The following is a 12,484-nucleotide window of genomic DNA, read 5'->3' on the forward strand; positions in this document are numbered from 1 at the left end:
GCGCCCCTTCCCGCTGGGGTGCTTCCGCCGGGGATGACTCCGTGGGACAGGTGGGAATGCGCACTCATTCCCACCTGTCCCACGGAGTCAACGCCCGGGGAGCCGGAGCTCAGTCGTCGGCGGGCACTGTCACCGTGACCGCCTCGGAGGCCGTCTCGCCGGCGTCGTTGCTCGCGACCACCTGGACCTCGTGCTGACCGGGGCCGACGTCGTCGGCCTCCAGCTTCACATCCTGATCCCTCGGCGTGCGGTCCTCGACCTGCGCCGTCGCCCGTTCCTCGCCGTCGACGATGAGCGCGAACCGTGTGCCGTTGACCTCGCCCTCGGCGATGGTCGCCTCCACCCGCAGCTTGCCGACTTCGGCGTCCTCGACGTCGACCGTCACCGGCCCCGGCGCGCCGTCGGCGGCGTCGGGGACATCCTCGAACTCCGGCGCCTCGGCGGTGTAGTCCAGCCGCGGCGCCGGCGGCTGTTCCATGCCTTCGCCGAGGAAGTAGGAAGTGTGCGGCGGCTGGTTGTAGGCGGTGTTCTGCCAGGCGATCGACAGCCGGTACTGCGAGTCGGACATCGGCGTGCGCAGCCGGTGCTCAGTGGGGATCACCGTGGTGGCGATGCGCAGCGCCGTCGAGTCCTCGGTGCGAGTGACGATCTCCTCGCGCCAGTCGCCCAGCAGGTCGGCCTGTACTGCGACATTGCCCTTGGTGCCGTTGTTGCTCAGCGTGCCTTCGGCCCGGTAGAGCTCCTCCTCCGTCTCCTCCTCGTAGTTCCACGTCGAGATGGTCGGCACGCCCGTGCCGGACTCGGCGTCGTAGTCGTGGTCGGTGATCTCGCGCAGCAGATCGCCGTCCCACCAGGTGAGGAAGTTCGCCGCGGGGATGGTCTCGGAGATGAGCTCGCCGGAGGCGGACTTCAGCTGACCCGTCCGTGAGTCCCAGGAGGCGTCGCCGCCGACGGCCCAGCCCTCGGCGCCGGGGTGGCGCGGGTCGATGTCGCCCATGGCCGCCCGGCCGGTGTCGGTCTCGCCGGGAATGTCCCAGAGGATCTCTCCGGTGGCGGCGTCGCGCAGCGTCGCACCGCGCCCGCCGGAGGCGCCGATGTCCTCGTGGGCGGAGAAGACCTCCTGGCCGGGGCGCGATGGGTCGAAGTCGGAGACGTGCTGGGCGTCGCCGTGGCCGAGGCCGGTGTTGTACAGCGCGGAGCCGTCGTCGTCGAGGGTCATCGAGCCGTAGACGATCTCGTCCTTCCCGTCGCCGTCGACGTCGTTGACCGAGAGGCTGTGGTTGCCCTGGCCTTCATACTCGTCGCCGGCTTCGTCACTGTCGAAGACCCAGCGCGAGCTCAGTTCCTCGCCGTCGAAGTCCACCGCCCAGATCACCGCGCGGGTGTAGTAGCCGCGGGCGAAGACGGCGCTCGGCGACTGCCCGTCCAGATACGCGGTGCCGGCGAGGAACCGGTCGGAGCGGTTGCCGTAGTCATCGCCCCAGTTCTCGAGATCGCCGCGCGGAGGCACATAGTCGACCGTGTCGACGGCCGCACCGGTCTCGCCGTCGAAGACGGTCAGGTACTCAGGCCCCTCGAGGACGCGTCCCTCGGAGTTGCGATGGTCGGCCTCGGGGTCGCCGATCGCCCCTCCGGTGCCGTCGACCGTGCCGTCGGCCGTCTTGGCCATGACCTCGGAGCGCCCGTCGCCGTCATAGTCGAAGACCTGGAACTGCGTGTAGTGCGCTCCGGCACGGATGTTCTTCCCCAGGTCGATGCGCCAGAGCTGCGTGCCGTCCATCTCATAGGCGTCGAGCATGACGCTGCCGGTATATCCGCTGTGCGCGTTGTCCTTGGCGTTGGTGGGATACCACTTGACGATGAACTCGTACTCGCCGTCACCGTCGACGTCGCCGATGGAGGTGTCGTTGGCGGTGTAGCTGTAGTCCACGCCGTCCGGCGTCGTGCCGCCCTCGGGCTTCTGCAGCGGGATGTCGCGCGTCTGGCCGCCCCAGGTACTGAACTCCTCGGTGGCCCAGCGCTCGACGCCGTCGACGACGGTGCTCACCCGGTAGGTCGCCCCGGCCGCGCCGTCGGGGTCCTGGAGGCTGGTCGCCTCGGTGAGCGGCTCCTCGGTGATCCGCTCGCCGTCGCGGTAGACGTGGAAGGCCAGGTCCTGCGGATCGTCGCCGAGCAGCCGCCAGCCGACATGCACGCCGTCGCCGGTCGCGGCGGCGACGGGGGCGCGGTCGATGCGCTCCGCCTGGCGGGCGAGCGCGGAATCCTGCGACGATGCGCCGTCGGACCCGCCGGACGGCTCCGGCGCCGCGGCGGCTCCCCCGGCGGCGCCGAGGAGCAGACTGCCGGCCGCCGCGGCCGAGACGCCGGCCGACAGCGGTGATCTGAAACGATTCACCATTGATCGTTCCTCTCCGAATATCGAGAACAGATACGAGGGGTCGCCGACTGACGACCCCTGGAGAACGTAAGGCACATCACATGTAACGATCAATAGCCTGAGCATGCCGTCTGAGCATCGCCACCTCAGGATGACTCCGCGGCACGTGTGGGAATGTTCGCGCTTTCCCGCACCTTCCACGGCGTCATCGCCCCGGAATCATAGCCCCGAGGTCATCCACCCGGGAGGCCTCGAGACTCAGTCCAGCCGAGTGATCTCCACCCCGTTGAGCCAGCCCTCGGCCTCGATCGTCAGCTGGCCGTCGTCGACCTCGACCGGTCGCAGCACGCGGCTGCTGGTGGCGCCACGGCCGGCGTTGGCTGCGCCGAAGTCCTCGCCCTCCACCGCGACGTCGAGCCGGGCGGTGCCGAGCATGTCGCCCCAGATCACCCGGACCGCGTAGGTCCCGTCGGGGACGTCGACGGCGAATGGCGTCTCCGCACTCGGCAGCAGGAAGTCCCGCGCCAGATCAGACGGCGCCGGGGCGAAGTCCGCGCCGCGGTCCCGGCCGTCGGGTTCGCCGGCCAGGAAGCCGTAGCCGCGCTCGACCGTGTAGGCCGTGGTCTCTTCGACCGGCGCGAAGCCATCCATCGTCGACCCGCCGGAGAGCTGGAAGTCGAAGGAGTGCCGCGGCGCGCGCGTGGCGACGGTCAGCGGCTCCGAAGTCTCCGAGGCGCCGCGGGCGTTCACCGCGACCACGCGCAGATCGTAGGAGGCGTCCTGCTCCAGACCGGAGACCTCCGCGCGCTGCTCCGTGGAGGTGGTGGCCAGCGACCAGGCACCCTCGCCGGCCGAGGAGGGCTTCACCTGCACCCGGTGGGCGTCGGCGGCGTCGCCGGAGGCCCAGTGCAGCGTCAACCCGGAGGCCGTGACACCCTCGGCCCGCAGATCGCTCGGGGCCGCGGGCACCTCGGCCGGGGCCTCGACGTCGACGACGTGCTCGGCCAGCGGGACGTCCAGGGCCGCCGTGTCCTCGGCGACCAGCCGCGCCATCTGGATCGCGCCGTACTCCTGGAAGTGGGTGTCGTCCTGCGTGCCGTCGGGGCGGTTCGGGTACACCCCAGACGGGACCCAGAGGAAGACGGACTTCGCCCCCTCGGGGCCGATCTGGTCCAGATAGGCGCGGCTGGAGGCCGCGAGGTCCACCAGCGGAGTGCCGGTCTCCTCGGCCAGCGCGGTCGCCTGCTCGACGTATTCGGGGAAGGAGACGTTGAACGCGCCGGTGGCGGGATCGAAGTCCCGTCGCGAGACGGGGGTGACCAGGATCGGCGTGGCCCCGCGCTGCCGGGCGCCCTCCACATAGGTCCGCAGGTAGTTGCGATAGTCGGCCGGAGCGGCGTACCGGTCGTCGACGCCGTAGGTGTTGTCGTTATGCCCGAACTGCACGTAGAGCGTGTCCCCGGGGCGGATCTGGCGCAGCACGCTGTCCAGCCGCCCCTGGCTGATGAAGTTCTTCGACGAGCGCCCGCCGATGGCGTGGTTGTCGACGACGACGCCGTCGTCGAGGAATCGGCCGAACATCTGTCCCCAGCCGGCCTGGGGCGCGTACGCCTCGGCGTAGGTCTGCACGGTGGAGTCGCCGGTGAGGTAGGCCGTCGGCGTCTCCGCGGCCTCGCGCTCGTCGTGGGCGGTGATCGTCACCGCCGAGATCGTCGCCGCCTCGCCGGAGAACTCCAGGTTCAGCTGGCCGTCCACCAGCGCGGCGTCGAAGGCCAGCTCCCGCGTCTCGCCGGCGGCGAGCCGGGTCGGCTCGACCTTCTGCACCTGCTCGGCGGTGATCGCCAGATCCGCGGGCGCCTCCGGGTCACCGGCCGCGACGGTGACGGTGTAGTCGCCGACGGGGAGGTCGGCGACCAGCTCGGTCTCTCCGACGGTGACCAGATCCCCGCTCAGCGGATCCTGCCCTCGATGGAGAGGAGTCACCTCCTCGAGGTCGACGAAGCCGACGCGGCTCTGGGCGGTGTAGGGCGATCCGGGACGCAGCGCGACCGCGCCCTCGGCCGCCCGACCCGGCCCGAGGTCCAGGGTCAGACTGCCGTCCTCCGGGAAAGTCGGCTCCGGCACCGAGTCGCCGGCCAGCCGGCCGACGGCAGCCGCCGAGGGCTCCGAGAGCCCTTCGGCGCCGACGGCTCGCACCCTGTAGTAGTGCACCGCCGTGGTATCGACGTCGTCGTCGGTCGCGAAGACCTCGCGGGCTCCGGTGCGCGCGACCTCGACATAGTCGCCGTCGGCGCTGTCGGCGCGCAGCAGCACATAGCCCTGCGCGCCGGAGACCTCGTCCCACCGGATGTCCAGACTCCCGGGCTCGGCATGGGCGACCCGCACCGACTCCGGTGCGGCGACGACGCCCTCGGCCTGGGCGACGGTCTCGGCGTCAGCTCCGGCGTCGCCGGCATGCGTCGGGCCGGCGGCCGTTCCCCCGGCGGAGCCCAGGATGAGGCCGACTGCCGTGAGCACCGAGGCCCCAGCGGTCAGCGGCGTTCTGAAACGATTCACCATCGACTGATCCCCTCCTGATGTCATGGACGATCATGGATGGGTCGCCGACTGACGACCCATGGAGAACGTAAGGTGGATCACATGTAGCGATCAACAGCTCGATCATGCCGTCTGAGCATCGCCACCTGAGAATGACTCCGTGGGATGCGTGGGAATGCTCACGCTTTCCCACGCGTCCCACGGAGCCATCCTGAGGGGAGCCATCGCCCGAGAGCCATCGTCCGGGCACCGCCTCGGTCAGTGCGACAGCTCAGTGCGCCAGGAGCGCTTCGGCTCCCAGCCGAGCACGCGACGGGCCTTCTCGATGGAGAACGCCGTCGCGTCGCCGGTGAGGCCTCCGGCCAGATGCGCCAGCTCCGGGAAAAGCTCCGGGATCAGCTCGGCCAGCGGCCGGCGAGCCAGCGCATCGGCGGCGCCGACGAAGAACACCGAGCCGTTCTCCACCGCGTCGCTGTGCTCCAGGGCGGCGAGCAGGAAGTCGGTGACGTCGCGGGCGTCGACGTAGTTGAACAGCGCCACCGCCGACAGCGCCGGGTCGTCCAGCCGCTCGCGGACGGTGTGGCCCTGCTGCGTGGGCGCCCCCTCCCATTCCTCGGGGGCGATCACGTAGCACGGGCGGAAGCTCATGAACTTCACCGCGTCGGTCTGCTGGGCGAACATCGCCGCGACCTGCTCGGCGACGTGCTTGCTCAGCCCGTAGGCGTGCCACGGCTGCGGGGGCACCTCCTCGTCCAGCGGCAGCCGCGGCGGGACCCAGCCGGCCGGCGAGCCGTAGCCCATGATCGACGGGCTCGAGGCGATGACCACTGTCGTCGCGCCGGAGCCGACCGCCGCGGCGGTGACGTTCTGCGCGATCGCCGCGTTGGTCGTCAGGATCACGTCCTCCGGCGCGGCGAAGGGCACTGCGATCGCCGCCAGCGAGATCACCGCCGTCGGGGAGATCTCGGCGAAGAGCGCGGCGGTCGCCTCGGCGTCGAGCAGGTCGGCGGCCCGGTGGTCCACGCCGTCGACCGGCTGCTCGGGCAGGTCGCGGTCGACGCTGATGATCTCGTGCTCGGTGGCGGCGAAGCCGGCGACGACGCTGCGCCCCAGCCGTCCGGAGCCTCCGGTGATGATGATGCGTTCAGCCAACAGATGCCTCCTGCAGTGGGCGGGTCGGGGATCATGGACGGACGAGAGCCGACGAGGGGCCGACGCCGGCGCGGCGGTCAGCTCGCGGCGGCCGCCGTCGCCGCCGCGCCCAGCCCCAGCTCGACGTCGGCGACCTGCACCGGCGCGCCGGCGGCCAGCGAGGCGTTGCCGCAGACGCCGACGGCGATCGCCTCGATGCCGTCGACCAGTCCGGCCGGGCGGTGGTGCGGATCCTCGCCGGGTCCGGTGAAGATGTCGGCGAGCAGCAGCCGGTCGCCGCCGCCGTGGGCGCCCTCGCCCTGGACGATCTCGATCTCCTCGGCCTCGTTCCAGTGGCGCTGCAGCACCAGCCGCTCACCCTTGGCGCGCGCCGCCGAGGAGCGGCCGTCCTCGGACGCCGAGGGGTCCACCGGCGAGCCGCCGGAGGCCGGCAGCACCGCGGCCCGCTCGACGACCTCCAGCTCGAGCCGCCCCTCGGTGCCGTTGACCGCCACCCGGTACCCCTCCCAGGGGCTGTGGGCGTTGAGCGAGTAGTTCAGCACCGGACCGTGCGCGTAGTCGACGAGCAGCGCGAGGTTGTCCTCGATGGTGATGCCCTCGCCGAAGACGTCCTGGTCGCGGCGGTAGCCGTCGTGGTGCTCGTTCTCCAGATAGAGCGCCCGCAGCGTCTCGTCGGTGCGCAGGTCCAGGGCGAAGGGGTCGGATGCCGAGCCCTCGCGGGTGCCGCGCTCGGCCGGGCTGATCCCGCGGGCGGCGGCGTTCTCCGCACCGTAGAACTTCAGCCCGCCGGAGGCGTAGACCTTCTGCGGGGAGTCGTCGAGCCACCAGTTGACCAGGTCGAAGTGGTGGGAGGCCTTGTGGATCAGCAGCCCGCCGGAGTTCTCCTTCGCCCGGTGCCAGCGGCGGAAGTAGTCGGCCCCGTGGACGGTGTCCAGCACCCAGGTGAAGTCGATCGAAGTCACCGTGCCGATCGCCCCGTCCTGGATCGCGGCCTTCAGCGCGGTGTTCCGCGGCGAGTAGCGGTAGTTGAAGGTCACGGTGACGTCCCGGCCGGTCTCCTCGACGGTGCGGGCGATCCGGGCGCTGGACTCTGCGTCGACGGTCAGCGGCTTCTCCACCACGACGTCGGCCCCGGCAGTCAGCGACTCGACGATGTAGTCGGCGTGGGTGACGTCGGGGCTGGTGATGATCACCCGGTCGATGCCCTGCGACTGCACGACGGCGGTCAGCTCGCCCGGGTCGAAGATCTCGACCTCGGCGCCGTGCTCGGCGGCGATCCGTCCCCGGTGGTGCTCGGCGCGGCCGGGGTTCGAGTCGGCGACGGCGACCAGCTCGGCGACGTCGGCGTGGGCGCCGAGGATGGCGTCGACGTACATCGCGCAGCGGCTGCCCATGCCGACGATGACGTACCGGGTGCGGGTGTTCTGGGTGCTCACGGGTGAGCCAGCTCCTTCGGAGTGCGAATGGGACGGGGCGGGACGCAGGGCCCCTCCAGCAGTCTGCTGGTGACTATGGGGAATGAGAAGAGCTCTTCTGATGCGTTGCGCATATCGTTCAGTGACCCGAGGGCATCTCCGCCGCTCCACGGCGACGACGGCGCCCCGCCCGCCGGAGCGGGTGCGGGACGCCGTCGTCGTCGGTGCTGCGGGCGCGCTGGCCGCGGATCACCGGATGCGGATCACTTGATGCCGGTGGTGGCCATGCCCTTGATGAGGAACCGCTGGCCGAACAGGAAGATCAGGAACAGCGGCAGGATCGAGACGATCGACATCGCGAACATCGCGCCCCAGTTGGACTCGCCGGTCGAGTCCAGGAAGGACTGCAGGGCCAGCGGCACGGTGTACACGTCCGGCGAGGTCAGGAAGATCAGCTGGCTGAAGAAGTCGTTCCACGTCCACATGAACGTGAAGATCGCCGTCGTCGCCAGCGCCGGGACCATCAGCGGCAGGATGACCTGGATGAAGATCCGGATGTGGCCGGCACCGTCGATGCGGGCCGCCTCGTCCAGGTCCTTCGGGATGCCGCGGATGAACTGCACCATCAGGAAGACGAAGAACGCGTCGGTGGCCAGGATCTTCGGCACGATCAGCGGCAGGAAGGTGTTCACCCAGCCGAGGTTCGAGAACAGGATGTACTGCGGGATGATCACCACGTGCACCGGCAGCATGATGGTCAGCAGCATCAGCGCGAACATCGGCTTCTTGAACCGGAAGTCCAGTCGGGCGAAGGCGTAGGCCGCCATCGAGCAGGAGATCAGGTTCGCCAGGATGGAACCGAAGACGACCACCGCCGAGTTCCACAGGAAGTGGCTGAACGGGTGGCTCAGCGCGTTCCAGCCCTCGACGTAGTTGCCGAACTCCAGCGAGGTCAGCAGCAGGCCGGACTCGCGGAAGATCAGCTCGTCGGGACGCAGCGAGGAGACCAGCATCCACAGCAGCGGATAGATCATCCCCAGCGAGGCGACCACCAGCAGCACGTGCTTGATGATCGAGCGGGTCGCACGGCCGGCGGCCGTCGTCGACTTCATCGGCGAGCGGTCCTCGCCGGCGCCGGTGGACTGGGCGAGCGCGGCGGTGTTGGCGCTCATGTCCTCCTCGCGGCGCCGAGCGCCGCCGGAGGGGGCCGAAGTGGTCTGCAGAGAATCAGTCATCGTAGTGCACCCAATACTTGGACAGCCAGAAGTTGATGGCGGTGAGCGAGGCGATGATCAGCACCAGGACCCAGGCCATCGCGGAGGCGTAGCCCATGTCGAAGCCCTTGAAGCCCTGCTGGTACAGATACAGCGTGAAGAACAGCGTGGAGTCCGCCGGGCCGCCGGTGCCGTTGGAGACCACGTAGGCCTGCGTGAAGTTCTGGAAGGCGCCGATGAGCTGCAGGACCAGGTTGAAGAAGATGATCGGGGTCAGCAGCGGGATCGTGATGGTGAAGAACTGCTTGAATCGGCTGGCGCCGTCGATGCTGGCGGCTTCGTAGAACATCTCCGGGATCTGCCGCAGCCCGGCCAGGAAGATGACCATCGGCGCGCCGAACGTCCAGACGTGCAGGATGATCAGCGTGCTCAGCGCGGTGTCCGGGCTGGACACCCAGCCCTGCCCCTCGATGCCGAAGTTGCCCAGGATCTGGTTGATCAGACCGCCGTGGCCGAAGATCTGGCGCCACAGCACCGCGATGGCGACCGAGGAGCCGAGCATCGACGGCAGGTAGAAGACCGAGCGGTAGAAGGCCAGACCGCGCATGCCGCGGTCGAGCAGCATGGCCACCGCCAGCGAGACCGCCAGCTGCAGCGGCACGCCGACGAAGACGTAGGTGAAGGTCACCTCGATCGACTTGTGCAGCCGCTCGTCGCCGATCATCCGGGTGATGTTCTCCAACCCGGCCCACTCCGGCGGCTGGAGCAGGTTGTAGTCGGTGAAGGCCAGGTACAGCGAGGCCATCATCGGGAACAGCGTGATCCCGAAGAGGCCCAGCGTCCAGGGCAGCAGGAACAGATGGCCGGCCTTGTTCTCCTTATGCCGACGCTTGCCGCCCTTGCCCGTCTTCTTGAGCTGATTGAGTTCGGCGACGACGCTCATGGCGCCACCTCCCCGGCCCCGACGCGCCGAGGCGCCTGCGAGCGGTCGTGGTGGGACAGCATGGCCCCCTCCTCCGTGGTCTCGGGTCGAATTCCCGCGGTTGGCAATCGCTTTCCAACCGTCTCTGAGTCGACGGTAAGCTGGACCGCAGTGTGAGGTCAAGCACATCCCGACGCCCGGATCGCCCCGCGCGCGGCGATCCGGGCGGCCTGCCGCACCCCCGCGGGCGAGGCAAGGGCCGCGCATCCGCGTGATCGCGGGGATCGCGCGTTGAATCGTTTTGAACACCACTCCACGATGCCGTTGGTGGATCATTCCATTCTCTAGATGGCGTGGACGGCATCACAGGGCGGCACTAGAGTCGAGGCCATCGATCCCGACTGCGAGGAGCCCCACCGATGCACCACGTCGCGGACCACGCCATCCCCGCCGTGACGCGGGTCGAGCTGCTGCGCGCGGCGATGCCCTTCAGCGCCGGACGCCGCGTCCAGGGCGAGGAGACCGTCGACGAGTACAACGCCTCGTCGCAGTCCTTCACCCGCATGGAGACGCTGATGGTCCGCATCACCGACGCCTCCGGGGCGATCGGCTGGGGCGAGGCCTTCGGCCATCGGGTCAACCCGGTCTCCTGGGCGGCTCTGGAGCATCTGGTCGCCCCGTTCCTGCTCGGCCGCCCCGCCGCTCCGGAGGCGGTCCGCGCGGACTCGGAATACGCGTTCCACGCCTTCGGCCGCACCGGCCCGGTGCACTATGCGGTCTCGGCGGTCGACACCGCACTCTGGGACCTCGCCGCGCAGCGCGCCGGCGTCCCGCTGCGTCGGCTGCTGAACCCGCAGGCCGGCGACGCCGTCGGCTGCTATGCCTCGCTGGTCCACTACGGGGAGGACCCCGCGGAAGTCGCCCACCACGTCGGCCGCGCCCAGCGGGCCGGCTACCGGGCCTTCAAGCTGCACGAGTCCACGCCGCAGGCCATCGGCGCCGCCCGCGAGCAGGCCGGGGCCGAGGCGGTGCTGATGACCGACGTGAACTGCCGCTGGGACGAGGCCGGAGCCGACGCGGCGCTGCGCGCCCTGGCCCCGTACGATCTGCGCTGGCTCGAGGAGCCGATCTTCCCGCCCGACGACGCCGCGGCCATGGCCCGGCTCAATGCCCGCCATCGGCGCATCTCCGCCGGCGAGAACGCCTCCGGAGCGGCCGGGATGATCGAGCAGATGCGCGCCGGAGCCGTGGAGGTCGCCCAGCCGTCGGTCGGCAAGATCGGCGGGATCTCGGCGATGCGCGAGGTCATCGCCGCCGGCGCCGAGCTCGGCGTCGACGTCGTCCCCCACGCCTTCTACTGCGGTCCGGCGCTGAACGCCACCGCCCAGCTCCTCGCCGGACTGCTGCCGGACGCGCAGCTGGAGGTCCCCTTCCTGCAGTGGCCGCAGACGCTGCACGCCCTGCACGGCGCGGGCCCGTCGATCACCCTGGACGAGACCCCGGGGCTGGGCTTCGTCCCCGACGAGCAGGTCCTGCAGGATCATCTGCTGGCCTCGAGCGTCATCGCGTGAGCATCGCGGCAGAGGGGCGGCGCGCGGGCTGACCGCTCCCTCGACCTGCGACGACGGCGCCGACTCGCATAGAGTGCTGTCCATGACTGAGGTCACGCACTCCACGCGCACTCCGCACGGCCGCGGGCTCCGCATCGCCTGCGTCCCCGACAGCTTCAAGGGTTCGGCGTCCGCCGCCGAGGCTGCCGCCGCCCTGGCCCGCGGAGTCGAGCAGGTCTTCGCCGGCGCCGAGGTCGTCACCCTGCCCTTCGCCGACGGCGGCGAGGGCACGCTGGAGGCGCTGCTGGACGCCTGGGGTCAGCAGGCCGAGGAGGTGGACGTCGTCGACGCGCTCGGCCGCGCGGCCACCGGACTGACGGGGCGCTCGGCCGACGGTCGCACCGCGGTGCTGGAGGCCGCCCAGGGCAACGGCCTGCCGCAGGTCTCCGACGTCGCCGCGCAGCCGCGGCGCGCCGACACCCGCGGGGTCGGGATGCTGGCCGAGCACCTGCTCGACTCCGGCGCCGAGGAGATCCTGGTCTGCCTGGGCGGCTCGGCGACCACCGACGGCGGCACCGGCCTGCTGCGCGCGCTGGGGGTGCAGTTCCTCGACGCCGACGGCGCCGAAGTCGCCGACGGCGGGCAGGGCCTGGCCGACATCGCCCGGATCGAGACGGCTGGGCTTCATCCGCGGGCGCGGCAGGTGCGCTGGCGACTGGCCGTCGACGTGGACAACCCGCTGGTCGGCGAGCGCGGCGCGGCGGCGGTCTTCGGCCCGCAGAAGGGCGCGGACGCCGACGACGTCGTCGCGCTCGACGCCGGGTTGGAGCGGCTGGCCGAGGTCCTCGCAGAGACCGCAGGGGCCGACGCCGCCGAACTGCGCGAGCGTCCCGGGCTCGGGGCCGCCGGCGGGGTCCCGGTCTCGCTGGCCGCGCTGCTCGACGCCGAGGTGGTGCCGGGCTCGCAGATGGTCGCCGAGGCGCTGGACCTCTCCGGCACGCTGGCCGGCGCCGACGTCGTGCTCACCGGCGAGGGGTCGCTGGACTCGCAGTCGCTGGGAGGCAAGGTGGTCGCCGCCGTGCGCGATCACGCCCCGGAGGGGGCGGCCGTCGTCGTGGTGGCCGGGGCGGTGGGGCTCACCGCCGCCGAGTGCCGCGCGGCGGGGCTGACCGCGGCGCTGTCGATCGCCCCGGCGGCGGCGAGCCTGGAGCAGCTGCAGGAGCGGGCTCCGGAGCTCATCGAGCAGACGGCCGCCCAGGCCTGCGCGCTGCTGGGGCATCGGCCGCGCGACTGAGCAGCCGGCTCACCGCCGCCGC

8 protein-coding genes are annotated in these 12,484 nt (G+C 70.9%); 2 read left to right on the forward strand and 6 right to left on the reverse strand.

The window, feature by feature from the left end:
- Positions 1 to 109: 109 nt before the first annotated feature.
- The 6 genes from GCL72_RS07775 to GCL72_RS07800 form a co-directional block, all read right to left on the reverse strand.
- Complete coding sequence (locus GCL72_RS07775; protein ID WP_153144130.1) at positions 110 to 2,398, reverse strand: rhamnogalacturonan lyase; 2,289 nt, start codon at positions 2,396 to 2,398, stop codon at positions 110 to 112.
- 237 nt (positions 2,399 to 2,635) lie between these two features.
- Complete coding sequence (locus GCL72_RS07780) at positions 2,636 to 4,936, reverse strand: fibronectin type III domain-containing protein (protein ID WP_153144131.1); 2,301 nt, start codon at positions 4,934 to 4,936, stop codon at positions 2,636 to 2,638.
- A 237-nt stretch (positions 4,937 to 5,173) separates the two neighbouring features.
- Positions 5,174 to 6,067 (reverse strand): NAD-dependent epimerase/dehydratase family protein, encoded by an 894-nt coding sequence (locus GCL72_RS07785; protein ID WP_153144132.1) that lies wholly within the window; start codon positions 6,065 to 6,067, stop codon positions 5,174 to 5,176.
- 77 nt (positions 6,068 to 6,144) lie between these two features.
- Positions 6,145 to 7,503 carry a Gfo/Idh/MocA family protein gene (locus GCL72_RS07790; RefSeq protein WP_153144133.1) on the reverse strand — a complete coding sequence of 453 codons (1,359 nt, stop codon included), beginning with the start codon at positions 7,501 to 7,503 and terminating at the stop codon, positions 6,145 to 6,147.
- Between the two features lie 242 nt (positions 7,504 to 7,745).
- Positions 7,746 to 8,654 carry a carbohydrate ABC transporter permease gene (locus tag GCL72_RS07795; protein ID WP_153144134.1) on the reverse strand — a complete coding sequence of 303 codons (909 nt, stop codon included), beginning with the start codon at positions 8,652 to 8,654 and terminating at the stop codon, positions 7,746 to 7,748.
- Between the two features lie 55 nt (positions 8,655 to 8,709).
- Complete coding sequence (locus tag GCL72_RS07800; RefSeq protein ID WP_153144135.1) at positions 8,710 to 9,639, reverse strand: carbohydrate ABC transporter permease; 930 nt, start codon at positions 9,637 to 9,639, stop codon at positions 8,710 to 8,712.
- Between the two features lie 398 nt (positions 9,640 to 10,037).
- Between GCL72_RS07800 and GCL72_RS07805 the strand changes: the two genes are divergently transcribed.
- Positions 10,038 to 11,189, forward strand: a complete 1,152-nt coding sequence (locus GCL72_RS07805) for a mandelate racemase/muconate lactonizing enzyme family protein (protein ID WP_153144136.1) — start codon at positions 10,038 to 10,040, stop codon at positions 11,187 to 11,189.
- 82 nt (positions 11,190 to 11,271) lie between these two features.
- Positions 11,272 to 12,462, forward strand: coding sequence for a glycerate kinase (locus tag GCL72_RS07810; protein WP_153144137.1), 1,191 nt, complete (start codon positions 11,272 to 11,274; stop codon positions 12,460 to 12,462).
- The last annotated feature ends 22 nt before the right edge of the window (positions 12,463 to 12,484 follow it).

The sequence above is a fragment of the Nesterenkonia halophila genome, assembly GCF_009467795.1.
GTDB lineage: Bacteria > Actinomycetota > Actinomycetes > Actinomycetales > Micrococcaceae > Nesterenkonia > Nesterenkonia halobia.

Excerpts from the sequence above, each read along its gene's own strand:
- GCL72_RS07775 (WP_153144130.1), bottom strand. The coding sequence starts at position 2,398 with ATGGTGAATCGTTTCAGATCACCGCTGTCGGCCGGCGTCTCGGCCGCG.
- GCL72_RS07780 (WP_153144131.1), bottom strand. The coding sequence starts at position 4,936 with ATGGTGAATCGTTTCAGAACGCCGCTGACCGCTGGGGCCTCGGTGCTC.
- GCL72_RS07795 (WP_153144134.1), bottom strand. The coding sequence starts at position 8,654 with ATGAGCGCCAACACCGCCGCGCTCGCCCAGTCCACCGGCGCCGGCGAG.
- GCL72_RS07800 (WP_153144135.1), bottom strand. The coding sequence starts at position 9,639 with ATGAGCGTCGTCGCCGAACTCAATCAGCTCAAGAAGACGGGCAAGGGC.
- GCL72_RS07805 (WP_153144136.1), top strand. The coding sequence starts at position 10,038 with ATGCACCACGTCGCGGACCACGCCATCCCCGCCGTGACGCGGGTCGAG.
- GCL72_RS07810 (WP_153144137.1), top strand. The coding sequence starts at position 11,272 with ATGACTGAGGTCACGCACTCCACGCGCACTCCGCACGGCCGCGGGCTC.